This window comes from Pseudomonas sp. DWP3-1-2 (assembly GCF_049896285.1).
In the GTDB taxonomy this organism is placed as follows: Bacteria; Pseudomonadota; Gammaproteobacteria; order Pseudomonadales; family Pseudomonadaceae; genus Aquipseudomonas.
On record NZ_JAFCTZ010000005.1, the window covers coordinates 95,434 to 121,527 of the forward strand.

Annotated in this window: 26 protein-coding genes; 7 read left to right on the top strand and 19 right to left on the bottom strand. The window is 58.5% G+C overall.

The genetic code is table 11. From position 1 onward, the window contains the following. Nucleotides 1-45: 45 nt before the first annotated feature. Nucleotides 46-2,190, bottom strand: coding sequence for a 3-hydroxyacyl-CoA dehydrogenase NAD-binding domain-containing protein (locus ACP7B0_RS13840; RefSeq protein ID WP_426141969.1), 2,145 nt, complete (start codon nt 2,188-2,190; stop codon nt 46-48). A 45-nt stretch (nt 2,191-2,235) separates the two neighbouring features. Beyond that, on the bottom strand, nt 2,236-3,441 hold the full coding sequence (locus ACP7B0_RS13845) for an acetyl-CoA C-acetyltransferase (protein ID WP_426141970.1): 1,206 nt from the start codon (nt 3,439-3,441) through the stop codon (nt 2,236-2,238). Nucleotides 3,442-4,083: 642 nt separating this feature from the next. Between ACP7B0_RS13845 and ACP7B0_RS13850 the strand changes: the two genes are divergently transcribed. Together ACP7B0_RS13850 and ACP7B0_RS13855 are read left to right on the top strand one after the other, a co-directional pair. After that, nucleotides 4,084-4,236 carry a hypothetical protein gene (locus ACP7B0_RS13850; protein WP_426141971.1) on the top strand — a complete coding sequence of 51 codons (153 nt, stop codon included), beginning with the start codon at nt 4,084-4,086 and terminating at the stop codon, nt 4,234-4,236. Beyond that, nucleotides 4,233-5,057, top strand: coding sequence for a c-type cytochrome (locus ACP7B0_RS13855; RefSeq protein ID WP_426141972.1), 825 nt, complete (start codon nt 4,233-4,235; stop codon nt 5,055-5,057). The genes ACP7B0_RS13850 and ACP7B0_RS13855 overlap by 4 nt, the downstream gene beginning before the upstream one ends. 87 nt (nt 5,058-5,144) lie before the next feature. Here ACP7B0_RS13855 and ACP7B0_RS13860 read toward each other — a convergent pair whose 3' ends face one another. The 8 genes from ACP7B0_RS13860 to ACP7B0_RS13895 all read right to left on the bottom strand — a co-directional run bounded on the left by ACP7B0_RS13860 (nt 5,145) and on the right by ACP7B0_RS13895 (nt 13,687). Next, nucleotides 5,145-5,963 (bottom strand): transglutaminase family protein, encoded by an 819-nt coding sequence (locus ACP7B0_RS13860; RefSeq protein WP_426141973.1) that lies wholly within the window; start codon nt 5,961-5,963, stop codon nt 5,145-5,147. Then, nucleotides 5,960-6,919, bottom strand: coding sequence for an alpha-E domain-containing protein (locus tag ACP7B0_RS13865; protein ID WP_426141974.1), 960 nt, complete (start codon nt 6,917-6,919; stop codon nt 5,960-5,962). Before ACP7B0_RS13865 ends, ACP7B0_RS13860 begins: the two co-directional genes overlap by 4 nt. Nucleotides 6,920-6,931: 12 nt before the next feature. Further along, nucleotides 6,932-8,341, bottom strand: coding sequence for a circularly permuted type 2 ATP-grasp protein (locus ACP7B0_RS13870; protein ID WP_426141975.1), 1,410 nt, complete (start codon nt 8,339-8,341; stop codon nt 6,932-6,934). A gap of 460 nt (nt 8,342-8,801) precedes the next feature. Beyond that, entirely contained in the window at nt 8,802-9,140 is a 339-nt protein-coding gene (locus tag ACP7B0_RS13875; RefSeq protein ID WP_426141976.1) for a ribonuclease E inhibitor RraB, read from the bottom strand. 245 nt (nt 9,141-9,385) lie between these two features. Beyond that, nucleotides 9,386-9,622, bottom strand: coding sequence for a hypothetical protein (locus ACP7B0_RS13880; RefSeq protein WP_426141977.1), 237 nt, complete (start codon nt 9,620-9,622; stop codon nt 9,386-9,388). Nucleotides 9,623-9,802: 180 nt separating this feature from the next. After that, nucleotides 9,803-11,884, bottom strand: coding sequence for an LTA synthase family protein (locus ACP7B0_RS13885; protein WP_426141978.1), 2,082 nt, complete (start codon nt 11,882-11,884; stop codon nt 9,803-9,805). A gap of 540 nt (nt 11,885-12,424) precedes the next feature. Further along, nucleotides 12,425-13,285 carry a polyamine aminopropyltransferase gene (gene speE, locus ACP7B0_RS13890; protein ID WP_426141979.1) on the bottom strand — a complete coding sequence of 287 codons (861 nt, stop codon included), beginning with the start codon at nt 13,283-13,285 and terminating at the stop codon, nt 12,425-12,427. Between the two features lie 210 nt (nt 13,286-13,495). Next, on the bottom strand, nt 13,496-13,687 hold the full coding sequence (locus ACP7B0_RS13895; RefSeq protein WP_426141980.1) for a PLDc N-terminal domain-containing protein: 192 nt from the start codon (nt 13,685-13,687) through the stop codon (nt 13,496-13,498). 158 nt (nt 13,688-13,845) lie between these two features. Here ACP7B0_RS13895 and ACP7B0_RS13900 point away from each other — a divergent pair, with 158 nt between their 5' ends. Further along, nucleotides 13,846-14,772 carry a ZIP family metal transporter gene (locus ACP7B0_RS13900; protein ID WP_426141981.1) on the top strand — a complete coding sequence of 309 codons (927 nt, stop codon included), beginning with the start codon at nt 13,846-13,848 and terminating at the stop codon, nt 14,770-14,772. Here the strand turns inward: ACP7B0_RS13900 and ACP7B0_RS13905 are convergent, their stop codons facing one another. After that, nucleotides 14,773-15,297, bottom strand: a complete 525-nt coding sequence (locus ACP7B0_RS13905; protein WP_426141982.1) for a hypothetical protein — start codon at nt 15,295-15,297, stop codon at nt 14,773-14,775. Between the two features lie 87 nt (nt 15,298-15,384). Further along, the gene (locus tag ACP7B0_RS13910) at nt 15,385-15,921 is read right to left on the bottom strand and encodes an ankyrin repeat domain-containing protein (RefSeq protein ID WP_426141983.1); all 537 of its coding nucleotides are present in this window, start codon (nt 15,919-15,921) and stop codon (nt 15,385-15,387) included. A gap of 493 nt (nt 15,922-16,414) precedes the next feature. On the opposite strand from ACP7B0_RS13910, the gene ACP7B0_RS13915 reads away from it, so the two are divergent. After that, entirely contained in the window at nt 16,415-16,693 is a 279-nt protein-coding gene (locus ACP7B0_RS13915; RefSeq protein WP_426141984.1) for a DUF3509 domain-containing protein, read from the top strand. 167 nt (nt 16,694-16,860) lie between these two features. Here ACP7B0_RS13915 and ACP7B0_RS13920 read toward each other — a convergent pair whose 3' ends face one another. The 6 genes from ACP7B0_RS13920 to aroC form a co-directional block, all read right to left on the bottom strand. Beyond that, nucleotides 16,861-17,583, bottom strand: a complete 723-nt coding sequence (locus ACP7B0_RS13920; RefSeq protein ID WP_426141985.1) for a helix-turn-helix transcriptional regulator — start codon at nt 17,581-17,583, stop codon at nt 16,861-16,863. Between the two features lie 264 nt (nt 17,584-17,847). After that, nucleotides 17,848-18,531, bottom strand: a complete 684-nt coding sequence (mtnC, locus tag ACP7B0_RS13925; protein ID WP_426141986.1) for an acireductone synthase — start codon at nt 18,529-18,531, stop codon at nt 17,848-17,850. Between the two features lie 12 nt (nt 18,532-18,543). Next, nucleotides 18,544-19,092, bottom strand: coding sequence for a 1,2-dihydroxy-3-keto-5-methylthiopentene dioxygenase (locus ACP7B0_RS13930; RefSeq protein WP_426141987.1), 549 nt, complete (start codon nt 19,090-19,092; stop codon nt 18,544-18,546). A 76-nt stretch (nt 19,093-19,168) separates the two neighbouring features. Then, nucleotides 19,169-19,783, bottom strand: a complete 615-nt coding sequence (locus tag ACP7B0_RS13935; RefSeq protein WP_426141988.1) for a methylthioribulose 1-phosphate dehydratase — start codon at nt 19,781-19,783, stop codon at nt 19,169-19,171. Then, the gene (locus tag ACP7B0_RS13940) at nt 19,780-20,940 is read right to left on the bottom strand and encodes an MFS transporter (protein ID WP_426141989.1); all 1,161 of its coding nucleotides are present in this window, start codon (nt 20,938-20,940) and stop codon (nt 19,780-19,782) included. The genes ACP7B0_RS13935 and ACP7B0_RS13940 overlap by 4 nt, the downstream gene beginning before the upstream one ends. Before the next feature lie 39 nt (nt 20,941-20,979). Continuing rightward, nucleotides 20,980-22,071 carry a chorismate synthase gene (gene aroC / locus ACP7B0_RS13945; RefSeq protein WP_426141990.1) on the bottom strand — a complete coding sequence of 364 codons (1,092 nt, stop codon included), beginning with the start codon at nt 22,069-22,071 and terminating at the stop codon, nt 20,980-20,982. A gap of 142 nt (nt 22,072-22,213) precedes the next feature. Between aroC and ACP7B0_RS13950 the strand changes: the two genes are divergently transcribed. Then, a complete protein-coding gene (locus ACP7B0_RS13950; protein ID WP_426141991.1) occupies nt 22,214-23,173 on the top strand; it encodes an alpha/beta hydrolase in 960 nt (319 codons plus the stop codon). 117 nt (nt 23,174-23,290) lie between these two features. Continuing rightward, nucleotides 23,291-24,088 (top strand): hypothetical protein, encoded by a 798-nt coding sequence (locus ACP7B0_RS13955; RefSeq protein ID WP_426141992.1) that lies wholly within the window; start codon nt 23,291-23,293, stop codon nt 24,086-24,088. 147 nt (nt 24,089-24,235) lie between these two features. Here ACP7B0_RS13955 and prmB read toward each other — a convergent pair whose 3' ends face one another. Then, entirely contained in the window at nt 24,236-25,144 is a 909-nt protein-coding gene (gene prmB, locus ACP7B0_RS13960) for a 50S ribosomal protein L3 N(5)-glutamine methyltransferase (protein WP_426141993.1), read from the bottom strand. A 240-nt stretch (nt 25,145-25,384) separates the two neighbouring features. Between prmB and ACP7B0_RS13965 the strand changes: the two genes are divergently transcribed. Continuing rightward, nucleotides 25,385-25,975: a cysteine hydrolase family protein gene (locus ACP7B0_RS13965; protein ID WP_426141994.1), complete on the top strand. Its 591-nt coding sequence runs from the start codon at nt 25,385-25,387 to the stop codon at nt 25,973-25,975. Nucleotides 25,976-26,094 lie beyond the last annotated feature (119 nt).

The following is a 26,094-nucleotide window of genomic DNA, read 5'->3' on the forward strand; positions in this document are numbered from 1 at the left end:
CCGCTCCTGTACTGATACGCATGCACCCGGACCGCCATGGCGTGTTTAAAACGTTTCACCCTTGAGCGCCATTTCAAGCAGCAGCGCAGGCGGCTCGAAACGCGGCCCATAGTGCCCGGCCAGGTGTCCCGCACGGGCAATGAACGCCATGACCCCGAACTGGTTGATGAACTGCAACGCACCGCCCGTCCAGCCCGGGAATCCGATGCCGAGAATCGATCCGATATTGGCGTCAGCCACGGAGTGCAGCACGCCCTCCTCCAGACAGCGAACCGTTTCGATGGCCTGAATGAACAGCAGCCGGTCGCGGATATCCTGCCCCGAAATCTGCGCATCCGGTCGCTCGAATCGGCCTTTGAGCTCCGGCCACAGTTGCTTGGGTGCGCCTTGAGGATAATCGTAGAACCCGGCACCCGCCGCCTTGCCTGCGCGGTTGTATTCATTCACCAGCAAGTCAATGACAGCATAAGCAGGATGCTGCGGGGCGGACTTGCCCTCAGTGGCCAGATCCTTGCGGGCTTGCTGACGGATATGGCTCATCAGGCTCAGTGACACCTCGTCGCTGACAGCCAAGGGGCCAACGGGCATTCCGGCCTTGCGCGCCTCGTTCTCGATCATCGCCGCGCAGACACCTTCGCCCAGCATGGCAATGCCTTCATGGGCGAAGGTCGCGAACACCCTTGAGGTAAAAAAGCCGCGACTGTCGGTCACTACAATAGGGATTTTTTTGATCTGCAGGACAACGTCGAAAGCCCGGGCCAGCGTGGCGTCGCTGGTGCGCTCCCCCTTGATGATCTCCACCAACTGCATCTTGTCCACCGGGCTGAAAAAATGCAGCCCTATAAAACGCTCCGGCCGGGAAATCGCCGTTGCCAGACCGGTAATCGGCAGTGTTGACGTATTGGAAGCAATCAAAGCGTTGGGTAGCGCGACCTGCTCGGCCGCTGCGCTGACCCTGGCCTTGAGTTCCCGGTCTTCAAACACCGCCTCAATGATCAGGTCGCAACCCTCCAGATCAGAATCACGCCCCGTGGGTTGGATACGCGCCAGAATCGCCTCGCGCAGGTGCGCCGCCATGCGCCCTGACGCCACCTGCTTGTCCAGCAGCCTGCCGGAATGGTCCTTGCCCTTTTGCGCTGCGGCAAAATTCACGTCCTTGAGCACCACCGCCATCCCTGCATTGGCGCAGACATAAGCAATGCCCGCGCCCATCATTCCGGCCCCCAGGATTCCGACCTTTTTCGTGCGGACCACGGCAAGACCTGTAGGTCGCGAACTGCCGGCATTGATTTCGTTGAGTTGAAACCAGAAGGTACCGATCATGTTCTTGGCGATTTGACCGGTGACCAGCTCGGTGAAATAGCGTGTCTCGATGACCAGCGCGGTATCGAAATCCACCTGCGCGCCCTCCACCGCCGCGCAGAGAATCTTCTCCGGAGCGGGATAACAGCCTTGGGTCTTGCTGCGCAACATCGCAGGTGCAAGGGTCAGCATTTGCGCGACTTTCGGCTGGGCGGGCGTACCGCCGGGAAGTTGATAACCCGGTGTATCCCAAGGTTGGCGAGGCGCCGGATTAGCCATGATCCATTCCCGCGCCATGCTCAGCATTTCATCGTGGTGGGTGGCGAGCTGATCGATCAGCCCCACCTCCAGGGCTTGCTGCGGGCCAAGCTTCCTGCCCTCAAGCAGATACGGCAGCGCCTTTTCCAGCCCCAGCATGCGCACCATACGCATCACACCACCACCTCCGGGCAACAGACCCAGGGTCACTTCCGGCAGGCCGATCCGAGCATCGCTTGAATCCAGCATGATGCGGTGATGGCAGGCCAGACAGATTTCCCAGCCGCCGCCCAACGCTGCGCCATTGATGGCTGCCACCACCGGCTTGCCCAGGGTTTCCAGGCTGCGCAGTTGCGCCTTGAGCTCGGTAACCATTGTCTGAAACCACTGGGCGCGGTCTTTGTCGACCTTGATCAGCTCATTCAAGTCGCCGCCCGCGAAGAACGTCGATTTGGCGGACGTGACAATCACGCCAGCAATCGACGCTTGTTCGTCCAGAAGCCTGGCGAGGGTGGCGGCCATGGCGTCACGATAAACCGCGTTCATGGTGTTGGCACTTTGGCCTGGCATGTCGATAGTCAGGATGACAATCCGGTCCTGGCCTTTTTCATAGCGAATGGCATCGGTCATAACGGGTGATCTCAACAAATCCAGAAGAAGGAAATCATCAACGGCTCAATAGCGCTCGATGATGGTCGCAATGCCCATGCCGCCGCCGACACACAGCGTGGCCAGGCCATAGCGCAATCGCCGCACTTCCAGCTCATCGAGCAAGGTGCCCAGAATCATGCAGCCGGTAGCGCCGAGGGGATGGCCCAGAGCGATGGACCCACCGTTGACGTTGACCTTGTCCGGGTCGATGGCCATGTCCTTGATAAACTTGAGCACCACTGACGCGAAGGCCTCGTTGACCTCGAACAGGTCAATGTCATCCGCCTTCAGCCCGGCCTTGGCCAGCGCCTTGCGCGTTGCCGGGCCGGGACCTGTAAGCATGATCGTGGGGTCAGTGCCGGTGACGGCGGTGGCCACAATCCGTGCCCGCGCACGCAACCCCAACGCCTTGCCCTTGGCCACCGAGCCTATGAGCATGGCCGCTGCACCGTCGACGATGCCGGAGCTGTTGCCGGGGGTGTGCACATGATTGATGCGTTCGACATGGCTGTAGACCCGCAGCGCGGTGGCATCGAACCCCATCTGACCGAGCATTTCGAAGCTGGGCCTGAGGCTGGCCAGCCCCTCAATCGTCGAGTCGGCGCGAATGAACTCGTCATGGTCCAGCAACAAGGTGCCGTTCTGATCACGAACGGGCACCAACGACTTGCCAAACGCCCCGGACTGACGCGCACGAGCGGCTTTTTGCTGCGACTGCAACGCGTAGGCATCCACATCCTGACGACTGAAACCTTCGAGGGTGGCGATCAGGTCCGCACCAATGCCTTGGGGCGTAAAGTGACAGTGAAGATGGGTCTGCGGGTCCAGCGCCCAGGCGCCGCCGTCACTGCCCATGGGCACCCGAGACATGGATTCCACGCCGCCCACCACCACCAGATCTTCATAGCCGGAGCGGATTTTCATCGCCCCCAGATTCACGGCCTCCAGACCCGAAGCGCAAAACCGATTGATTTGCACCCCCGCCACGCTGACATCCCAGTCAGCCACCAAGGCTGCGGTCTTGGCGATATCCGCACCCTGTTCACCCACCGGCGTGACACAGCCGAGCACGATGTCATCCACATGACGGGTATCCAGATCATTGCGTCGCTGTAACGCCTCCAGCAGCCCGGCCATCAGGTTCACAGGCTTGACACTGTGCAGTGCGCCATCGGGTTTGCCCTTGCCGCGCGGGGTGCGCACCGCATCGTAAATCAGCGCTTGGGTCATGGTGTTGTCAGGGCCTTTATTGTTGTCGGAATAAATACTGTGATGACACCTTAGCGTCACAGCATAGGTATTGAATGACGGAAGCGAGGGCGTTTTGGCCGAATGTAGGAATAATCCGACCCGGACGAACGGTCGCGTGGCGAGCGGGCAACGTTGGTCCGTCGAAAGGTGTCTAGTCAGGGAGCGTCCGCTGGCTTTACGCATCACATAGAAGTTTTTTAAACGAATGGTTGCAGGCTATATACGCAATAGTTCTAAGTGCCGCCGCACTTGGACTCTAAGGTTAAGTCTGTAGCAATAGGCGTACTAATAATCAAGTTCAGCGCCTTGGTTGACGGCTAGCTTGCCGCACCGGTTGCTCAATGAATTCACCTTTGCCAACTGCCCGATTATTCATCAATGAATTCGGTGGGCTTTTGCAGCTCAGGAATAACAAAAAAGGCAGACAGCCATGTTCAAGCATTCAAAGCTCCGTCAGGCCGGACTTATCGTCTTCGCCACCACACTTCTATTGATCGTACCGAATATGACCCGTCTATTCGGTTGATGGTCATCCTCTGCATCGGAACCCGCCGTTATCGATGCGCTTTCGAACAGGATGTATCTGTGCCAATCTCCCGCATCAAATGATGGGGAGCGGGTATGTGTAAAGGTTTATCGGTGGCGCTGATCGCGATAGGAAGTGCAGACAGCCCTCACCTGCCGTGTGCCCACGGTTTGGCGGTCATTCGTCACGCCAGCCACGAAGCGACCCACGACAGCGCCTCTCGTCCCGGCCGCGACCCCGCCCAATGATCTCGTTGCGCGCTGTCTTTTTACTGCCCGCCTTGCTTTGCTGTGTGACATTGCACGCAGCACAGCTGACGGTCGAACTGGCCAACGGCGTACACACGTGGGATACCGCGCAACTGCTGGCTCATCCGCAGGCCCGTGATGTGCTCATCGCCAATGACGTGGCGTATAAACGCGACATGACGTATCGCGCCCTACCCGTTGCAGCACTGCTCGACGCAGTCACCCCGCAGGATCATGTGCAAGCGGTGGCCACCGACGGCTTCGCCGCCGAACTTCCCGCCGCGCCGTTACTGCAAAGAACAGGCGCACACGCCTGGCTGGCCATTGAGGACCCGAGCCATCCATGGCCGAAGCTGGGCAATGGCAAGCAAAGTGCAGGGCCTTTTTATCTGGTCTGGACGGACCCGGCACAGAGCAGGATCAGCCCGGAACAATGGCCGTTTGGACTGGCGAAAATGCGTGTCCTGGCGCCCGTTGCCGAACGTTTTCCCGCGCTCATGCCTGATGCAGGGCTGGCTGCCGACGATCCTGTCAATGCAGGTTTCGCCCTGTTCCAGAAAAACTGTTTCGCGTGTCACCGACTCAACGGCGCCGGAGATTCGCAGCTGGGCCCCGACCTGAATCTGCCTCACAGCCCCACCGAGTACTTCGCCGCGGACTACCTGCGACTGTACATTCGCGACCCGCAGAAGCTACGGCATTGGCCACAGGCAAAGATGCCCGCCATCTCCACAAACGTGCTGTCGGATGCCGAACTGGATCAGGTCATCGGGTATTTGCAGCATATGGCTCAACAACGCAGGGCCGGGGAAGCCCATTAATATCAGCGTCTATCAGCGTTGCATCGCCGTCGCTCTGCCCCACGGAGCCCACCCGAAAAAGGTCGGCTCCATGGAAGCTGGCAAGGTTTACTGGTGCTGCGCCTGCATCAGGATTTTTGGCGCGTCGACGATCGGGGATACAAATACCTTGGCGTGCATCTGCTCGCTGCCGCCACCGCGCCGCATGCCGCGCACCGGGCACGCATCCAGATAATCCAGGCCCACGGCCAGTTTCAGGTGGCGCTCGGGAATGGCCAGTTGATTGGTCACGTCAAAGCTGTACCAGGCGTCATCAATCCACGCTTCGGCCCAGGCATGGCTGGCCAGATGTTCAGTGTCTTCGCTGTACAGATAACCCGACACATACCGCGCCGGAATGCCCAGGCTGCGCGCGCATGCCAGAAAAGCGTGCGTGTGGTCCTGACACACGCCGGTACGGCCAGCAAACGCCTGCACGGCACTGGTGTCGACTTCGGTAGAACCCGGTGTGAACGTGATGTGCTGATTCAGCGCGTGCATCAAGTCAATCAACGCACTGCGGTCCTTGCGTTTGCGGCACTGTTTGGCGGCGAAGGTGCGAATCGCATCGTCGGGCTCGGTCAGGCGCGTGAAGCGCAGAAAGGGCAAAGGCGACTGGCTTTCGTGCTCGGCTTCGCGCTTCTCGTCGATTTCGACCTGACCCCGGGCGCCGACAACAATGGCTTCATGCGGCTCGTCCATGGTCAGCACATGCAGAATATTGCCAAACGGATCGACTTGCGCCCGCACCGGACGCGGCAGGTTCAATTGCCAACTGAGCACTTGCTGCCGCTCGCTGTCGTGTGGCGTCAGACGCAAATACTGGATGCTGGCGCGTACCTGATCCTCATAGTGATAGGTCGTCTCGTGGCTAACTGAGAGTCTCATGCAGCCTCCAGGTAAGAAGTGTGTATGGCGTTGCCCAACTGGGCTACCAACGGAATGAATTCGTTCAACCACTCATGCAGCCCTTCGTCCAGGATTTCATCGATCCCGGTATAACGCAGGCGTGCATCCAGTTCCGCCGCCAGTCGCTGGGCGGGCCTACCGTTGGCCCCCGGTAGACTGGCGAGGATCTGATCCAGCTCTTCCAGACAGGCGCTCAGCGAACGCGGGATGTCGGGACGTAACAACAGCAGTTCGGCAACCTGGCGCGCGCCGGGGGCATCACGGTACAACTCGGTGTACGCCTCAAACGACGACAGCGCACGTAACAAAGCACTCCACTGGTAGTAACCGTGGGCAGAGCTGTCGGACACCTGATCGGTGTCGCGCCCACGCAGTTCGAGCATTTCGTAGCGTGCATCCAGCATGCGCAGGGTGTTGTCGGCGCGTTCGATGAACGTCCCCAGACGAATGAAACGGAACGCATCGTGACGCATGATGGTGCCGTACGTGGCGCCACGGAACAGGTGCGAGCGCTCTTTGACCCACTCGCAAAAACGGCTCATGCCATAGCGGCTCAGACCCTGTTCAGCGATGCCGCGAATTTCCAGCCAGGTGGAGTTGATGTTTTCCCACATGTCCGCCGTGATCCGCCCACGTACCGCATGGGCGCTCGCCCGGGCTGCACCCAGACAACTGTAGATGCTGGCGGGGTTGCTCGCATCCAGGGCAAAAAAATGCAGCAGGCGTTCGGCGTGCAGCTCCCCGTGGCGTTCAAGGTAATGGTCCAGCGTGCCCGTAATCAGCAACGGCATGGCCAGTTCGTCCAGGCCGTCGCCATGACCGTCTTGAGGCATCAGTGACAGCGAGTAGCTGACGTCCAGCATCCGGGCGAGATTCTCTGCTCGCTCCAGATAGCGCGACATCCAATATAAATCCGAGGCAGTTCTACTTAGCATTGGCAGGCATCCTTAATCCTCGACCACCCAGGTGTCTTTGGTTCCGCCACCTTGCGACGAGTTCACCACGAGCGAGCCTTCACGCAGCGCAACGCGAGTCAGCCCACCGGGCACAACACGGGTTTCACGGCCGGACAGGACAAATGGGCGCAAATCGATGTGTCGCGGGGCGATGCCGTTCTCGACAAACGTCGGACAGGTCGACAGGCACAGCGTGGGTTGTGCGATATAAGCGTTGGGCTTGGCTTTGATTCTGGCCCGGAACGATTCGATTTCCGCCGCGGTGGACGCAGGTCCCACCAGCATCCCGTAACCACCGGAACCCTGGGTTTCCTTCACCACCAGATCCCCGAGATTGGCCAGCACATGGGACAGCTCTTCGGGTTTGCGGCATTGCCAGGTCGGCACGTTCTTGAGGATCGGCTCTTCGTCCAGGTAGAACCGGATCATGTCGGTCACGTAAGGATAAACCGACTTGTCGTCCGCCACGCCAGTGCCGATGGCATTGGCCAGCACCACATTGCCTGAACGATAGGCCGACAACAGGCCCGGCACGCCCAGCATCGAATCCGGATTGAACGCCAGCGGATCGAGGAATGCATCGTCCAGACGGCGGTAAATCACGTCGACAGCCTTGGGCCCATCCGTAGTTCGCATGAACACACGATCATCGCGCACAAACAGATCCGCACCTTCGACCAGTTCCACGCCCATCTCACGCGCCAGGAAGGCGTGTTCAAAAAAGGCGCTGTTGAAACGACCGGGGGTCAGAACCACGACACTGGGGTTGTCGATAGGGCTGGAGCTCTTGAGCGTATCAAGCAGCAGGTTCGGATAATGGTCGATAGGCGCGATACGCTGAGCCGCGAACAGCTCGGGGAACAGACGCATCATCATCTTGCGGTCTTCGAGCATATAGCTCACGCCGCTCGGGGTCCGCAAGTTGTCTTCCAGCACGTAATACGTGCCGTCACCATCGCGCACCAGATCAACACCGGAAATATGCGAATAAAGATCGCGGTGCAGATTCAGGCCCTGCATCGCCAACTGATATTGCTCGTTGGCCAGAACCTGCTCGGCGGGAATTATCCCGGCCTTGATAATGCGTTGTTCGTGATAAAGGTCAGCCAGAAACATATTCAACGCTTTCACACGCTGAATGCAGCCTCTTTCCACCACCCGCCATTCAGTGGCGGGGATGCTACGTGGAATCGTATCGAAGGGGATCAAACGCTCTGTCCCCTGCTCATCACCGTACAGCGTGAAGGTGATCCCGGCTCGATGAAACAATAGATCGGCTTCGCGTCGACGCTGAGCCAGTAACTCAGGCGGCGTCTCGCCCAGCCAGCGGGCAAATTCCCGATAATGCGGGCGAACCAGGCCGCCTGCATCGTACATCTCATCATAAAAGGTGCGGATCATGCCGTACTCCTTGTCACCACGGACACCAAGGGCCTTCGCAAGGCCCGTGCCATCGGCATAAACGCTTAAATATCAACTGGTTATATAAATCCACGGAGATGAATGCACCATTCCTGTGCAATAACCTTCCTAACCAATTCTCCTACGCCTCATTCGGAAGCGTCTTTCAACTGTAAAAGCTATGACCAGCATAGCCAGAGTTGATTTCACGAGTCGATATTGTTTCTCGATAATCGTCTGCATTCCGGCAACCCAGCATCTGGATGCCCTGTTTCAAGTCGTTGTCGAAAAACACCGCAGCGTCTGTAACAACCGAGCTCTTCTCGAACTTCCCTTTGGGCCACTCCTTGGAGTGGCTTTTTTTTGCTCTTCATGAAGTGATGAGAACACCCAAACCAAAACCGGTCGATCCAGGGATCCCTGGATCGACCGGTCGCTCAACCCGCCAAACGAGGCTTCATCAGTGCAAGCCCCTGATCTCATGTTTGACGCCCCAGCCCTCGACTTCACCATCGAGCGCCTGGATTGCTGTCTGAAAGTCCTGCTCGAAATCACCGATACCGTCGTATGTGGCATACATGACTTTGCTCAACTGCAAATGCCACGCACCGTCATCTCCGGCGTTGATCTGGGTATTGAGGGATTCGCCACGAAATCGTTCTGCTGCCTGCCGAGCCCGCTCCTCATCCGGGAAAATGGCATAAAACTCGATGGGGTGGATACGTGCGAAATCGAAACCGCCTTCTTTCATGCGGCGCAGTACGTTACTGCTGATGTCCTCTTGATAGGCTGTGCTCATGAAACGTCCTCCTATGCAACGATAGATAGAGTTTCAACGCTCCCTGACGACGCTCCGATTGGAGGCCGTTCCACGACAGGTACTCCGCCGGGCGGGAATCAAGCATGTAGCTGACAAGGCCAAGCCTGCGAGGGCAGAAAAGGCATCGACACGAACGAGGCTGGAGAAACGCTTCACCAGCCTCATTTGCAGATTACCCCCATCGTTGACGTTATGACAATTGAGGGTGCGGGATATTTTTGCGATCAGCGCGCTTCATTGATGGAAATGATTTCCACCGCGTTCTGATCCTTCAACGATTTCACCGTAGGATCAGCCGTGCGGCCTTCCAGATCGTTAAGGTCCAATTCATCCGCTACAGGGAACAAGATCGGCCGAAGCCGACGAGCAACCTCCTCCTCGCTGGGACGCTGCTCGGCATCAAGATCCAGGCTCTGTTGCACACCATCCTTATCCAGATACGAAATGGTCCACTGTTTCATCAACGTCTCCTCAGCAACCGACAACGCGGCTTACGTGATCTTGACCTTTTTTCAAAGGCATTCGTTCAAATCGGTCAGGCGAAAACGTCAAGTATGACGGTCCCGGACGCAGCCGCAACCCATTGTCCCTGAAAACTCGAAAGCCCCTGAATCAGGGGCTTTCGTGAACGGGTGAAGCGATCAGTTTTTGTTCTTGCTCGCCTCTACGCCAGCGGTGTTGTCCAGAAGGCTCTTGGTCGCGGTTTGCAGGAAGCTGTCGAGCTTGTTACGCAGCTCCTGGGTATCCGGCGCGTTCGGGATCACTTCAGCGTGAGGTTTGCGTCCCAGCGTGTAAGACAGCACTTTGGGCTCCATGTCCTTGGGTTCGATCAGAATCCGGTCGCCGGTAATCAGGGCGACGGTCTGCTCACTGCCCGAAGGCTTGATCACGCCGAACCCCTTGTCGCCTTCCGGCAGGTTCAGCAGGTCACGGCCCCAGCACTGGTTGCGATTCTCACCGCCCAAACGGCCCATGATGGTCGGCACAACGTCGATCTGTGTGCCAACGATGCTGCTGCGCTGACCGAACTTTTGCTGCACGCCCGGACCGATCATCAGCATCGGCACGTTGAAACGGCCCAGGTCCATTTCGGTGATCTGCTGATTGTTGCCGAAGCCGTGGTCGCCCACGACGATGAACAGCGTTTCCTTGTAGTAAGGCTCTTTCCTGGCCTTCTCGAAGAACTGCCCAAGGGCCCAGTCGGAATAACGCATGGCAGTCATGTGCTCGTTCAGCGAGCCTTGATCCGTCACGCGTTCAACCGGCAGATCGGCGGGCAATGCGTACGGTGTGTGGTTAGACAGCGTCTGCAGCAACGCATAGAACGGTTTGCCGGCTTCCCCACGTGCTTTCAGCTCCTGAGCGCCACGATCAAACATGTCCTGATCGGAAACGCCCCAGGTCGGATCGGAGAACACCGGATTGACGAAGTCATTGCGACCGATGAAGGTGGTCATGCCCTGGTTACTGAAAAAACCGGACTGGTTATCCCAGGCAAAGTCGCCGTTGTACACATAGACGTCGTCATAACCACGAGCGCTGAGCAGCTGTGGCAGACCCGACAGCTTGTGACTGCCTTCCGGCGTCTGCATCAGGTACTCGAAACCCGGCAGGTTCGGGAAGCACCCCATGGTGGCGAACATGCCTTGGTGGGTGTGCGTGCCGTTGGAGAAGAAATGATCGAACAGCAGCCCCTCCTTGGACAGTTTGTCGAAGTACGGCGTGATATTCGCTTCATCGCCCAGTGCACCTACCGAGTGACCGGCAAAGCTTTCCATCAGGATCACGACGACGTTCTTGATGGGCAGCGTGTTTTCCACTGGCGGCAGGTTGTCGCGACGCACGGCCGCGATGCCCGGATCGACGAGCTTGTCGTGGGACGTCAGCAACATGTCACGCACGGTCTGCTGGGCCTGTGGCTGCGGCAGTGTCGCCTTCCAGATGTTGTCGCGATCTTCCGACATGCGGCTTTTGGCCGCGGCGATCAGGGTCAAGGTGCCGTTCAAGCCCAGGGTATTGGCGAAATTGGAATCAGTGGTGTAGGAATCGCCCCAACGCAGCGGTGGGCCTTGACGCAAGGTGCCACGGGCAGCGGCTACAGCGACCAACAGGCAAACCATGAAGACAGCGATGCGTGCATACCAGGGCGCAATCGCGCGACCGGCTTTACCACCGCCCTGAGGCCGGGTTACCCGATCAACACCCTTGAACACCAGACTCAGCAACCAGGTGACGAAAGCCCATGCCAGGAGGTAACGCACCACCGGGAAGCCGTACCACAGCATGCTCAGAACGGTCTTCGGATCTTCTTTCACGTACTGGAAGACCAGACCGTTCAAGCGTTGGTGAAATTCGCGATAGAAGTCCATTTCCATCAAACCGAAGAACATCGTCAAGCTGCCAACCAGGGTCAGCCAGAAACGAAACAGCCCGCGCTGGGCCATCGCCCACACGCTGAACAGCGACAGAAGCAGCGGAATGAGCAGGTAGACCGTCAGACGCAGGTCAAAACGCATGCCGTTGAGCATGGCCTCGACGAATGTGGAGGCCGGCGTATCGCCGATCATTTCGCGGTTATAAACCAGCAATGCAATACGCAGCAGCGTGTACAGCACCATCAGTACCAGGCCGCTTAACAGCGTGTATGCCAGGTGCGATTTGACGGTAGGTTGCAGCGAGCGCGACGAGGCGTGCTGATGACTCAGGGCGTCCGTTGTGGCCATGTCGTTCTGGGATCCGTTGGATTCAAAAGTTGGGTCGAAAATCTGTGCGCCTGGCGACGTAATCACATCGAGCAAACCGCGGGGGCGAATCTTACGTGATCATTCAGTGATAAACATCGACAGCAACAGGATCTTTCATTTCTAACTGTCGGACGTTGACCACTCTGACACGCTGGAATCGAGGTTCCAGTCATTGAAGCGCCATTAATCGCGAGGGATTTTCCGTGACAACACGTGAAAATTTCGTTGTTCACCACGCGCGGGTTCAGTTGAACGACTGCCGGTAAAGGATTACGCAGTACGGAACGACGCCGAAAACGGCGAGCGCATGGCAGGCGAGTAAGGTGTCGGGAGGCGTTCACACCGTGGGACCGGTCGGCGAGAACCGGCCATGAGCCGATCAGGCAGTCCGAGCCAGCGAGGCTCGGCGCCAGGTCGTCTGTTTTATGTAAGCAAGTGTGTGACGGATACCAACAGACGGTCACGCACGCATCACTTCAGAGCAGATGCCATGCCTGCGTAACCCTTTCCCGGCCTTGGTCAGTCGTTGCTGGGCTTATTGATTGCCTGCAACACGTATTGCGGCAACGCGAACGCGCCAATGTGGACTTCCGGGTTGTAGTAACGGGTCACGATGCCGCTGCCCGCGAAACGCTGACGCAAGGTTTCCAGTGGCAGTTTGCGATAGGACGTGTTGGTCGCGCCCCAGGCAAAGGTCATGGCGCCGCCAATATAGGTCGGAATCGCCGCCTGATAGAAATGCCAGTCAGCAAACAGGCCACGCATACGTCCGGCCGTGGTTTGCACGCCGCTCAACTGCATGAACGGTGTGCCGTTCTGGGTAACCAGAATGCCGCCTTCGTTCAGGCAGCGATGGCAAGCCTGATAGAAGTTTTCCGAAAACAGCACTTCACCGGGACCAATCGGGTCGGTGGAGTCAGAGATGATCACGTCGAATTTTTCTTCGGTGGTGGCGACAAAACGCATGCCGTCATCGATCACCAGATTCAGGCGGGGGTCATCGAACGCACCTTTGGAGTGGTTCGGCAGGAACTCCTTGCACATCTCGACGACGGTGCCGTCGATTTCAACCATCGTGATGTGCTCGACACTGCGGTGCTTGGCGACTTCGCGCAGCATGCCGCCGTCGCCGCCACCGATGATCAGTACCCGGCGTGCCGCGCCATGGGCCAGGATCGGCACGTGAGTCAGCATCTCGTGGTAGATAAACTCGTCGGCTTCGGTGGTCTGAATCACACCATCAAGGGCCATGACGCGCCCCATGCGCGGGTTCTGGAAAATCACCAGATGCTGATGCTCGGTACGCACCTCGTGAAGCAGCTTTTCCATGCGAAAACGCTGGCCATAACCTTCGTACAACGTTTCTTGATAATCGCTCATGGGTAAGTCCCTGATAAATGCAGATGGCAGGACGGTAAGCCGCCCATAAGAAAGGCGCGCATTCTACGTCGAGGAACATGACAGGTCGAACCTCTCTTGTCCTTGACCGCTATCGTCCAGCCGATGACGCTCACGCCTATCAAAACAAAAACGCCTGATTGCAAAGGTGCAATCAGGCGTGTTGGTGCGGCGCCGGATCAGCGTTAACGATCAGATACGCACATTACCGCGCGGACCGGCGATCGCCCAGATGATCAGACCCAACACCGGCAGCAGAGCGATCAGCAGTACCCAGAGGACTTTCATGCCAGTCTCGGCACCACTTTTCAGAACATTGATGATGGCCCAGATGTCGAGGGCCAGAATGATCAGCCCTATCAAACCATTGAACGTGGAACCCATGGTGTCGCTCCCGATTGTCGCGAATAAATATATGCCTGCTTAGGATAGTCGCCGTGTGAGAGGGTTCCGTTGAACCAACGGCATATTTTTGTGCTCCGACTTGATAAGACAGACGTAACGGCGCAAATTTTTAATTAATTCCGCAAAGGTCAGTACTCATGCAAACCCCCGCACAACCAAGAACGTTGTGGGCGACGTGGTTCGCTCAGGCCCAATCAACGCCCTTGATCAGCCTCAGTTTTATCGTGGCCTTGCTGGTAGTGCTGGGGCTGCTGATCGCCAGTGGTTACAACGCGATTTATGGCGCCAATCAGGACAACCTGCATTACGCCCTGCTCGGCGGTACTGCCGGCTTCGCCGCGACCGCGCTGGGGGCCGTAATGGCCGTTGCAATGCGCTCCATCACCCAGCGCACCCAGGACATCATGCTGGGATTCGCGGCGGGCATGATGCTCGCGGCCAGCTCATTTTCCCTGATCCTTCCCGGCCTCGCCGCCGCGCGGGAAATCACCGGAAGCGGGCCGTTTGCTGCAGCAACCGTGGTAGTGGGCCTGGGGCTCGGCGTGCTGTTGATGCTGGGCCTGGACAAATTCACCCCTCACGAACACGAAAGCGTGGGTCGTCAGGGGCCGCATTCCGAACGTATCAACCGGGTCTGGTTATTCGTTCTGGCGATCACCCTGCACAACCTTCCGGAAGGCATGGCCATTGGTGTCGGATTCGCCAATGGCGACATGAACGTCGGCCTGCCACTGGCCACCGCGATCTCCATTCAGGATATTCCGGAAGGTCTGGCGATTGCCCTGGCCTTGCGCGTCACCGGGCTTTCAGCCTTCAAAGCCATGCTGGTGGCCATTGGTTCAGGTCTGATGGAGCCCATTGGCGCGCTGATTGGCCTGGGAATTTCCAGCGGCTTCGCCATCGCATACCCGGTCAGCCTGGGACTGGCCGCAGGCGCCATGCTGTTTGTGGTGTCCCATGAAGTCATTCCCGAAACTCACCGCAACGGCCATCAAACCTCAGCGACCCTTGGTTTGATGGGCGGTTTCGCGGTCATGATGTTTCTGGATACCGCGCTGGGCTGATCAGCTGGAGGCTTTGAGCGTCTGCAATGCGGGCGCCGCCTGGATGCCCACAGCGGCACACAACTCAAGCACGCGGGCCTGATCGCATCCATAGACCAGCACTGTCTGAAGCTCGTCATCCAGCGGCTGGCTGAAGTTCATCAGCACATAGCCGCCCATTTCCTTGTTCATGGCGCCCAACTGAATCTGAATACGGTTGAGCGCGGTCAGTGGCTCGACTTTGGCCAACTGTTTGGGCTTGATGTTGAACGTGACGTCTTTGCCGAACGACTCGACGATCTGGGCAAACAAGTCCATGTAAGTGTCGGCCTGGAACAACACAGTCTCCGGCAAGCTGCCCACCACGACCCATTCGCCCAGTGAAATCGGGAACGTGTCGTCGTAGTTGATATCCGGGTTGGCGGCCAGAAATGCCTCGGGAGCGGCATACGCCTGGGCGGCTTCGTCGGCGATGCGTTCGACCTCCTGCTCGCCCATGCACCCCGAACTGATTTTGCCGATTAATTCGATGAGTTGATTTTTCATGGGGCAATCCTGATCACACGCAAAAATAAAGGCGCGAAGGATAACGGCAAATCCTTCACACCTCTATCGATACAGAACATGCCGCAGTCAGTGGGCGAGTTGGCTCAGTTGTGCAGCGGTATCGGCCGCACCCATGGTTTGCGCGGCGGCCAGCGGTGTTACGCCTTTGGCATCCTGCACATGAGGGTTGGCGCCCCTGCTGATGAGGTAGTCGACAATTTCAGTGCGGTTGAACATGGCGGCCATCATCAATGCCGTGCGGCCATCGGCTGAAGCACCTTCCACGTCAGCGCCGCCTTCGATGAGCAACTTGACCACCGCCAGATCACCCTTGAACGCTGCGCCCGCCACCGGGCTCTGTCCATTGTCGTTGCGGATCTCGGGATCAGCCTTGTGGCTGAGCAGCACCCGAACGGCCTCTTGATGGCCGTGATAGCTGGCCAGCATCAGCAAAGTGTCGCCCTTGTGATTGCGCAGGTCAGGCGTCAGGCCCTTCTCCAGCAGCCGGTCCAGCATCACGGCATCACCCCGGCGCGCGACATCAAATACCTGTTCGGCGAATTCAAGGGCCTCATCATCGGTCATCGGCACGGGTTCGGACGCCGTATGGGTTTGATCTGACATCAACTCTCTCCTGGAAGCGCTTTGCACGCGGACACATAAGGTTTCAGGGGTACAGCCCCGGAACGGACAACGTGCCGATCCCGGCAGGCTCCCGTTGTTAGCAATGACCGCAACTGTGCGCAGCCGTTCGAATGCGGTCAAGACACGGGCGTCTATCAAGGCCATTGAGCGAGGGAGAAAAAAAGATTGGCGACGGGCTCGAATAAGTGGAGGTGGACGCGGTCATAGCCTTCGGATGCGTTCGCGTCCTCTGGCAACGGCCCCCGGAACACGGGTTCAGGGTTAAGTTCCGCTCTAGTCCCGTGTAAACCTCAAAAAAACCCGCAAAATGCAGGATGCACGATAGGCATTCATGCAAATTGCACGAACCCCGAAAAGCAGAATATTCATAACCTACTGATTTATAACGTTTTTATTTATATCGAAATCCTGGCACAGTCACTGCACTAGTACTTCCAAGCTTGTTATCCCATGAGCAATGGAGCCGCTAGACATGACTTTTATCCAAGAAAAATTCGCATCCGTCTTTTCCGAATTTGACGTAACCACCCAGGCCCGCCCTGATGGTGGCGTACTTCTTTCTTTGCGTAACAGTGAAGGCAAGCAGATCCGTCGTTGCGTGTCCTACGCGCAGCTTCATACGCCGGTTCAACTGGAATGGGTAATCAGCGCCATCCGTCGAGACCTCGCGGCACAAGCCAGCGAACTGCCAGCCATCTCGATGCTGCAAAGCCAACACCGTTTTGACCTGCCGACTTATCACACCCGCTGATGGGTGGGCTAAGCCCCACATTACTGACTGTTTCACCGATACACCCGCTCTCTCATCCTTTGTTTTAGCCGCGACTGCTGAATAGCTTTCGCGGTTTTTTTTCGCCCGGGTTTTGGCGGCCGCCGCACTTCAGGCTAATCAGCTCCATGCTAAAAAAGAGTCTGCAACTATTGAATAATCCCTTGGCACAATGCCTCCCCCACTGCCTGGGCACGGTTGGAAACGCCTAATTTGTTATAGATGCTCTTGAGGTGATACTTCACGGTCGGCACCGATATCTGCTGGATGGAAGCAATCTCCCACGTCGTTTTTCCTTCCCGTGCCCACTCCAGTATGTCGACTTCTTTCTCGCTGAGCCCTTGAGCGCGCAACTTCGCGCCCCTGCCCACCATGTGCAGCACCGGCACCAGACTGGACAGCAGGTATTTATCCTCCGCTGTCAGCGAGCGCTTCAGCCCGTTGAGCGAGCAAATCGACGTCACGCCCTGAAAACCCGGTCCTTTGTGGCTGTAGCCGAAAGAGCAGCCGGGATTGAGCTGATGGCTGGCAACAGCCTCGCAAAAAGTGTTCGACGCCGGGTAGAGCGCAAAGGCCTGACGCCAGTCGAGAAACCCCAACTGCTCGCGGTAATACTTGACCACCGGATCTTCCAGGAGCATCCGACCGCGTCGATACAGCTGCCGCCAACCGTCATCCACATTGGACGTCACCAGCGTCAGCAGCATTGAACCTCGAAACTGATAGAACATGGCTCGCTCGCACTGGCACTCACGCCGCAGCCAGCCCAGTGCTTTTTCAATCGCATATTCGCTGTCCAGTTCAGTAATGCTGCTGACCATTTGCTGTATCAGCGGATTGAGGTCGGCATTTCGCGGTTTGGCAGTTTCCATAAGGGCGCGCTCCTGATCCGGCCCGATCCTGTTTGTGTGTGTGTTGAGCGATGACGGCGGGGGCTGGATGAGCAGGAAACTACACGATTCAAGGCATTGAAAAGCCACAGCGGAAACAAACAGTCTTCACCGACTTACAACCCGGCCCCTTCCCACAAAACAGCAGGAAAAGACTGACTCAAGTTCCGCTACGAGGTGGCGAGGGACGATGATTGTACTGACGGCAGTCGCGGCAAAAAACCGCGACTGGCCCGAGACGGCAACTCAGAACGTCGCCAGATCAATAACCGCAAAACTGGCAACGTTGCTGTGTCCGATCAGTTCTCCCCCGTTGCGGACCAGCCCGCAGGTCGGCATCCCGGCAGCCTGTGCAGCGTCCAGTTCCTCGACAATGTCCGAGAGGAACACAATCTCCTCGGCAGGCAAGCCGATGGCGGCAGTGATGGTCCGGTAGGACTGCGGATCACGTTTGGGCCCGGAGGTGGTGTCGAAATAGCCGCTGAACAGCCCGGACAGATCGCCTGCCTCGGAACAACCGAAAATCAACTGTTGAGCCTGAATGGACCCGGAGGAATACACGTACAGCGCGTAGCCTTCCTCATGCCAGCGCTTGAGCGCTTCCACGGCATCCGGGTAAACATGCCCCTTGAGCTGACCCGCCTTGTAGCCCTGCTCCCAGACCATGCCTTGCAGGGCCTTGAGTGGTGTGGCTTTGCGATCCTCGGCGATCCATTGCAGCAGAATCTCGATAGCCCGCTCCACATCAGCATCCGGCTCATTGCTCTCGGCGCGCACTGCATGCAACTGGGCGGCCACGGCGGGTTCGCTGGCGTGCTGGCGAACATATTCCGGCAGATGCTCCTTCGCAAACGGGAACAGCACCTCAAATACGAAACTCACCGCACTGGTGGTCCCTTCGATATCCGTCAGGACAGCTTTAATCGTCATCGGTATCCGGCCTTATAAATCGTCGAGCTGCGGAAACTGGCGGGCAATGCTTTCGCCGGTGAATTGGGCGACCCAGCCCTCGGGGTTATTGAACAGGCGGATGGCCACGAAATGCGGGTTCTCGCCCATGTCAAACCAGTGCCGGGTGCCCGCCGGAACGGAGATCAGGTCGTTCTTTTCGCACAACACGGCGTAGACATAGTCATCGATGTGCAGGGTAAAGAGCCCGCGGCCGGCGACGAAGAATCGTACTTCGTCTTCCCCATGGCGATGTTCGTCGAGGAATTTGGACCGCAGTTCGGCCTTCTGAGGGTGGTCGCTATTGAGGCTGATGACATCGACCGTCACGTAGCCGCGTTCAGTCATCAGAGTGTCGATCTGCGTCCGGTAGGCGCTGATCACCTCTTCCTGGCTGGCGCCGGGCGCCACGGGTGTCGCCGCCTGCCAACGATCAAAACCCACACCGTGCTCGGCCAGGGTGGACGCGATGTCTTCCACATGGGTCAGGACTTTATCGGGCTGCTCGGGGCTGGACTCGTGGTAAACGAACAGACTGCTCATTGGCAATTCCTCGGTTTTGGTGAACCCTGCGGCCGATTTTAATAATGAGAAAGCCAGGCCGCTGCGGGTAAATCTGTTATCGATTGAGTATCGCGAGGGTTTTCAGCTCGCACTCGAAGAGAAACTCGAACGCTTCGATCTGGCGCAACGCATCGCTCATCTTCGCGCCCCAGGTATACAGGCCATGACCGCGAATCAGATAGCCTGCACAATCCGGATGGGCATCCAGCCAGGGCTGGACGTTGGCGGCCAGACGGGCAATGTCCTGGTCATTGTCGAAGATCGGCACCACGACCCGGGATTCGTGGGTGACGACACCGCTGAACGCCTTTTGCAGTTCGTAGTCCTCAAACACCAGATGATCGACGGCCGTCAGACGCGACAATACCGTAGCGTTTACCGAGTGGGTGTGCAGCACCGCGCCGACGTCTGGCTTGCAGCTGTAAATCTGGGTGTGCAGCAAGGTTTCCGCCGAAGGCTTCTTGCCCGGTTCAAGGCTGTTACCGGCCAGATCAGTGGCCAGAACGTCGTCCATACCCAACTCGCCCTTGTGCCTGCCGGAGACGGTCAGCAGCACTTCGCTGGGCGAAAGCCGTGCGGAATAATTGCTGCTGGTGGCCGGAGACCAGCCTCGTGCATATAAAAATCGCCCGGCGTCGATAATCGCCTGGCTCAGCTGTTCGCGGCTCATGCGCGTTCCTCTTTCATTCGTAAACCTGTCATGACGGCAGCGGCCAGGGCCGCCACGCTGGCGATGCTGAAAGTCCAGCCCGGGCCCAGCAGATTCCAGCTATAGCCCGAATACAACGCGCCCAACGCGCCGCCGGTACCGGCCAGCGCGGCATAAAGCGCCTGGCCCTGACCCTGTTGTTGCGGGCCGAAACTACGTTGCACGAAATGGATGGCAGCCGCGTGAAAGCTGCCGAATGTCGCAGCGTGCATGAGCTGCGCAACGATCAGCACCCACAGATGTTCGGCAAAGCTACCCAGCAGCACCCAACGCAGGGCCGCGAGCAGAAAACTCACCAGCAGCACCTGGCGCACGGTGAAACGCTGCAGGACACGGCTCATGGCCATGAACATCAACACTTCGGCCACCACCCCGACTGCCCACAACAGGCCAATGAAACCCCGGCCGTAACCCAGGTTTTCAAGGTGCAGCGTGAGGAAGGTGTAATACGGGCCGTGGCTCAACTGCATCAAGCCGACGCTGACGTAAAAGGCCAGTACGCCGGGTCGCGTCAGTTGCCGAAAAAAACCACCGGCCCCCAGCCGCGCGCCCGATAGCACCGGTTGAGCATTGGGAACCCACCCACTGCTGACGACAATACCCAGCAGGATCAATAGTAACGCTTGAGGGTAAAAATCAAGACTCAGGCTTTCAAACAAGCGCCCCAGGCCGACCACCGTCAGAATGAAGCCCACCGATCCCCAGAGGCGAATCTGGCTATAGCGCGAGGTCTGCCCTTGCAAGTGCGTCAGGGTGATGACTTCGAACTGCGGCAGCACGGCGTGCCAGAAGAACGCATGCAGCGCCATGACCATCGCCAGCCAGGCATAGCTTTTGTCGAACAGAATCAGCGCGAAGGTCAGCAACGCACACACAGCGCCAAACCGCACGATGGTCAGACGCCGTCCGGTGTAATCCCCCAGCCAGCCCCAGATATTGGGGGCGATGCAACGCATGAGCATGGGGATCGCCACCAGCTCACCGATCCGCGCGCTGGAAAACCCCAGGTGATGAAAATACAGCGCCAGAAACGGTGCCGTTGAACCCAGCAACGCAAAATAGAACACGTAGAAGCTGGACAGCCGCCAATACGGCAGCTGCGAGGTAGCAGGCGGCATCACGCTAGCAGGCTGCGATGGCAGCGGTGCCGCCGGTCATTACAACTGACCCAGCACAGGCGTGTTGACCCGCACATTGGCGTTTTGCCCGCGATGGCGCAGCAGGTGATCCAGCAACACGATGGCCATCATTGCCTCGGCGATGGGCGTAGCGCGGATACCCACGCAGGGGTCATGACGGCCCTTGGTGATCACGTCCACCGGATGGCCGTTGACGTCGATGGAACGGCCCGGCGTGGTGATGCTGGACGTCGGTTTAAGCGCCAGGTGCGCGACAATCGGCTGACCAGAGGAAATGCCACCCAGAATGCCACCGGCATTGTTGGACAGAAAACCTTCAGGGGTCAGCTCATCGCGGTGCTCGGTACCGCGCTGGGCGACACAGGCAAAGCCCGCGCCGATCTCGACGCCCTTGACCGCATTGATGCTCATCAGCGCATGGGCCAGCTCGGCGTCCAGACGATCGAAAATCGGCTCGCCCAGGCCCGGCATGACGCCTTCAGCCACCACCGTGATCTTCGCGCCGACCGAATCCTGATCACGGCGCAACTGGTCCATGTAGGCTTCCAGCTCCGGGACCTTGTCAGGATCAGGGCAGAAAAAGGCGTTGTCTTCAACACAATCCCAGGTTTTGAACGGGATCTGGATCGGGCCTAGCTGGCTCATGTAGCCACGCACCAGGATGCCCATGCTCGCCAGGTATTTCTTGGCGATGGCACCGGCGGCCACGCGCATGGCGGTTTCCCGCGCGGAGCTGCGACCGCCGCCGCGATAATCGCGAATGCCGTATTTGTGGTGATAGGTGTAGTCGGCATGGGCCGGGCGAAACAGGTCCTGAATCGCTGAATAGTCCTTGGACTTCTGATCCGTATTACGAATCAACAGGCCAATGGACGCACCCGTGGTCTTGCCTTCGAAGACGCCGGAGAGGATTTCCACCTCGTCCGCTTCCTGACGCTGGGTGGTGTGGCGACTGGTGCCAGGCTTGCGGCGATCCAGGTCAACTTGCAGGTCTTGCAGCGACAGCTCAAGGCCCGGCGGGCAGCCGTCGACGACAGCAACCAGCGCCGGACCATGGCTTTCGCCGGCAGTGGTGACAGTGAACAGCTTGCCGAAAGTGTTGCCGGACATGCGGGTGCTCCGAGAGTCAGCGAAAAAATCAGATCAATAAAAGTAGGCGCGCCAGTATACGCAGGCTAGTCGTGTAGTTCATCCTCGAACCTTATTCGTCTGGCCGCGTCCAATCGGCACCCAAACAGATAGTGGCCCAACGATGTTACGAGTTATTGCCTTGATACTTCCCCTGCTCACCGGGCTTGCCTACGCGGGTCCGCCTACTGTCCTGCAACGACCGATCAGCCTGGATACCGGTACCGGCGAGTTGTTCGGCACCTTGTTGCTACCCAAGTCCGACGCGCCCGTGCCCGTGGTCCTCATCATTGCAGGCTCCGGTCCAACAGACCGCGATGGCAACAATCCCGATGGCGGGCGCAACGACAGCATGAAGCGCCTGGCGCGCATTCTCGCCAAACACAACATCGCCAGCGTGCGTTATGACAAGCGCGGGGTCGCCGAGAGCAAACCGGCGACGCCCGACGAGCGCCAATTGAGCATCGAAGCCTACGTGGCAGACGCTGAAGCCTGGGGCCAGAAGCTCAAGGCTGATCCGCGCCTGGGGCATTTGATTCTGCTGGGCCACAGTGAAGGTGCGATGGTCGCTTCCCTGGCTGCCGAGAAAGCCGGAGCCAGTGCAGTGATTTCCGTGGCGGGTACCGGACGCCCGGTGGATCAGGTGCTGCGCGAACAACTTCAATATCGCCTGCCGCCCCCACTGCTTGCGCGTGCCAATCAATTGATCGATGAAATCAAGGCCGGCAAGACAGACGACGATGTGCCCCCTGAGCTGGAAGTCGTGTTTCGTCCCAGCGTGCAGCCTTACCTGATCTCGCTTTTTCGCCAGGACCCGGCAGCGGCTTTCGGCAAGTTGCAGGTGCCGGCGCTGATTGTTCAGGGTCGCCATGATATTCAAGTGGGCGTGGGCGATGCGCAGCTCTTGCAGCAAGCCAAACCCGATGCCGAACTGGCCCTGATCGATGGCATGAATCATGTGCTGCGCATTGTGCCCAACGACATCAAGCGTCAGTTGGCGTCTTACAAGGACCCACAGTTGCCGCTGGCCAGCGAACTGACCACCCGCATTCTGCGCTTCATCAACGCTCTGCCTGCAGCATGACCCGGCTTTTTGATAGCGGCAGGTGCGTTGTACCCTTCAGGACTGGCGAAACCGGCCGATAGGATGCTGCTGACGCTGTGTTTGCCGCACAGGGTCGTGGACAGGATCGCGGTAAACATGACTGAAAAGAATGCTCCAAAACCTGGCGAAGAAGACGTTGCCGCAGCCAAAGCGCCTGCGGTGGTGCAGCCGTGGGAAGACGTTCAGCCCGAAACGTTTCTGCTGTTGCGTCTTGCACCGCTGCAAACTGACCGGGCAACGGGCGGCCGCCCTCTGCGTTTCGTCCAGTTTGGCCGGGCCGAGCGTCACAGCAAAGAGTTGAGCCTGTTGCGCCTGGCCATCCAGTTGCCGGGGCAAAAGGTCAGACGGGAACAGAATCATCTGGATGTCTGGGTGGACCACGACAAGCAACTGGTACGCCTGGGGCCTGATTCCGGTTTGCAGATCGAGCCGTGGAACCGCGGTGTCGGACGCTTCATAGCGGCCCAGGCCATTCTCTGGGCACAGAAAAGATGGTCAACCTACAAGATCGAAAGTGTTGCGCTGGCCAGCAAGGACGGTTTGAACGAAGACACTCGCCTGCGCCGGGATCACTTCCTGCGCTGCCAGGGCCTGGAAGTCGCCTACGCCGACGCGCAACACATGAAAGCCAGCGTCAAGGAGGTCCAGGTCGGCAACCTGCACAGCACCTGGAATACCGACAAGGTTCAGATCATCGAAATGCTCGACGCTGCGCACATGCTCGAGAATGCCGAGAAAAAGATGATCGGACAGGAAGTGCTGATACGCCAGCATGAAGACCGGGTGAGCAAGTACAAACGCGAGGACAGCAGCCTGCGCTTTACTATCGCGTGCCTAGTGGCATTCTCGGTATTTCAGGCAGGGTTACTGATCTGGATTGCCACGCACCGTTGAGTGCGGCCGATCAACCACGCCCGCGTGCTGAAAACCGCTGACGGGCCGCAAAAACGCCAGCCCGCCATAGCGTCATGTCAGCCAGAACAGCGGCTGACTGACTGTCCATCGCTCTATCGCGGGCACGCGCGCCTCTGCGACTCGCAATCAAACCCGCGATTCAAACAACGCCTGATGTTCGCGACACTGGGCGGCGGTGAGCATGAACACGCCATGGCCCCCACGCAGGAAATCCAGCCAGGCGAAGTCCACTTCCGGATACAACGCCTGCACATGCACCTGGCTATTGCCGACCTCGACGATCAGCAGGCCCTTGGGCGTCAAATGGTCAGCGGCCTGGCTGAGCATGCGCCGAACCAGATTCAACCCATCGCTGCCGCACGCCAGGGCAAGCTCCGGCTCGTGCTGGTACTCGTCGGGCATGTCTGCGAAATCTTCCGCATCCACGTACGGTGGATTGGACACGATCAAGTCAAAACGCTGCCCAGGCAAGCCGTCAAAGCCATCACCCTGCACCGTGTAGACCCGATTCTCCATCCCGTGACGCTCGATGTTCTGGTTGGCCACTTCCAGCGCTTCGAAAGACAGGTCCGCCAGCACCACTTCGGCCTCCGGGAACTCATCGGCACACGCGATGCCGATGCAGCCGGAGCCTGTGCACAGGTCGAGTATCCGCGCAGGATCGTCGGCCAGCCACGGCGCAAACCGGTTTTCAATCAGCTCGGCAATGGGTGAGCGCGGGATCAGAACACGCGCGTCCACAATGAAGGACATGCCGCAGAACCAGGCTTCGCCCAGCAGATAAGGTGTGGGCATGCGCTCGTCGATACGGCGTTTGATCAGGCGCTGCAGGTCCTCGATTTCATCGATTTCCAGTCGGCAATCAAGGTAGCTGTCCGCGATTTCCCAAGGCAGGTGTACGGCCCCCAGAACCAACTGCCGGGCTTCATCCCAGGCGTTATCGGTGCCATGCCCGAAAAACAGGTCTTCTTCGTGAAAGCGACTGACCGCCCAACGGATATGGTCGCGCAGCGTGCGCAAGCGGGATGTGATCACTTCAGACAACTCCTTGGGAAAACGACGGGGGATTCTAGCAGACGATGCCGGGAAGCCGTATCGCGCCATCAATGCCTGCTGCACTTTATGGATTTGGATCAAACAATCAAGGCATACTGCCATTACACAGCCGAAAACGGCCCTGCAGCCCGCCAAAACCGGTCGTTGTCATCGTTGCCATTCACAGAACCGCTCAGCCGGGGGAGAATGTCGCAAAAGCCCCACCTGAAGGAGCCCCAGATGTCAGATCCAAAGACCATGTTTCAACTCAGCGGCCGTGGTTATGCACCGGCCACCTTGAGTAATGCCACCCTGATCATCATTGATGCCCAGAAAGAATATGTCAGTGGCCCGCTGGCCCTCACCGGCATCAACGAGGCCGTCGCCAATATCGGCCTTCTGGTAGCGGCAGCGCGGGCCCGAAAGTGCCCGATCGTGCACATACGCCATCTCGGCACTGTAGGCGGCCTGTTTGACCCACAAGGCGAGCGCGGCGAATTCATGCCCTCCCTGGTGCCTCATGACGGTGAGCCCATCGTCGAAAAGCGCCTGCCCAATGCCTTCAATGGCACAGAACTGGCCGATCTGCTGCAGAAGCTCGGCCATCTTGACCTGATCGTGTGCGGCTTCATGAGCCATTCAAGCATCAGCACGACGGTGCGGGCCGCCAAGGATTATGGCTTCCGGTGCACCCTGGTTGACGACGCCTGCGCCACCCGCGACCTGCCAAGCCCTGACGGCGTGGTCAGCGCCCAGGTCGTGCATCGCACTGAAATGGCCATCATGAACGATAACTTCGCCACGCTGGCGCTGACCAAAGACTTGATCTAAGGCCCTTGAGCATCAGGAATCGATCGACCGTGCCCGTGCGCCATCGCTGCGCCGGAGCTTCTCCAGGCGGTTCCTGAAGCAAAACCGGCATCCCCCCTGCGATCCTGTGATCTACTTCA